This window comes from Tenacibaculum finnmarkense genomovar ulcerans (genome assembly GCF_900239495.1).
Lineage (GTDB): Bacteria > Bacteroidota > Bacteroidia > Flavobacteriales > Flavobacteriaceae > Polaribacter > Polaribacter ulcerans.
Genome location: NZ_OENE01000041.1, coordinates 1 through 1,277, shown reverse-complemented (window position 1 = coordinate 1,277; position 1,277 = coordinate 1). Strand labels below are relative to the sequence as shown.

General features: G+C 36.4%; 1 pseudogene. It reads left to right on the top strand.

Annotation, left to right across the window (positions count from 1 at the left end):
• Positions 1 to 1,277, top strand: a pseudogene (locus DPIF8902391_RS10475) (hypothetical protein); the annotation flags it as partial.

Here is a 1,277-nt window from a genome sequence, read left to right as displayed (position 1 = left end):
CGGTAAAAGATGAATTTACTTCAATCAACGGAAAAGACGGAGCTACAACCACAAGTGTTTTAGAAAATGATACCTTAAATGGAGTGAAAGTAGTTCTATCAGAAATAACATTAACAGTTGTAAATATAGCTGATGATTTAACTTTAAATGATGACGGAACAGTAACAGTTCCATCAAATACACCTGCAGGAACTTACCAAGTTGAATACAGTATTTGTGAGAAATTAAATCCAACGAATTGTAGCACGGCAATTTCTGAAGTAATTGTAGGAGTTCCAACGATTGAAGCTATAACGGATAATATACCAGACGTTAATGGATTATTAGGCGGAACCACATTAGCTTTAACCGAAAATGACACTTTAAACGGTATGCCTGTTGTAATAGGAACAGCGCCTGGAAATGTAACATTATCAGCAGTAAGCCTTCCGGCAGGTTTTACTTTAAATGATGATAGTACAGTAACGGTAGCACCAAATACAGCATCAGGAACTTACCAAGTTGAATACAGTCTTTGCGAAGTTAATAATCCAACGAATTGTAGTGTTATCAGTGTTGAAATTACAGTACTACCAGTAGCGACAATTGCACCAGTAATGGATGATTATACCCAAAGTCCTGTGTCAATAGGGGGCATTATAGGAAATGTAACAGCAAATGATACTTTAAATGGAAATCCTGTAATAATAGGAACTGCATCAGGAGAGGTAACATTGACGCCTAATCCGAATGGAGCAAACCCTGATGGATTTATCTTTGATGAAAATGGAAATATTACAATCGATACGAATGTTACTCCAGGGGATTATGTCTTAGAATATGAAATCTGTGAAAATGGTTTAGTTTCTGAAAATTGTGAAATAACAACCGTTTTAATTACAGTAAAACCAGTTACACCAATTAATCCAGTAGTAGATGATTATAATCAAAATCCTACAGCAGTAGGGGGAACTACGGAAGCTGTAACCGAAAATGATACTTTAAACGGAAATCCTGTAGTAGTAGGAATGGCAGTTGGAGAGGTTACTTTAACGCCAGATCCAAACGAAACAAACAAAGATGGTTTTACATTTAACCCTGATGGAACCATAACAATTGCTTCAGATGTAACACCAGGAACTTACGAGCTAGAATATGAAATTTGTGAAAATGGGTCAAATCCAACAAATTGTCAGGTAGCTACAGTAACGATTGTCGTTGTACCAGAAGCAAATCCTTGCGGAACGCCTTATAACATCATGACACCTGATAACGATGGGAAAAATGATAGTTTCTTT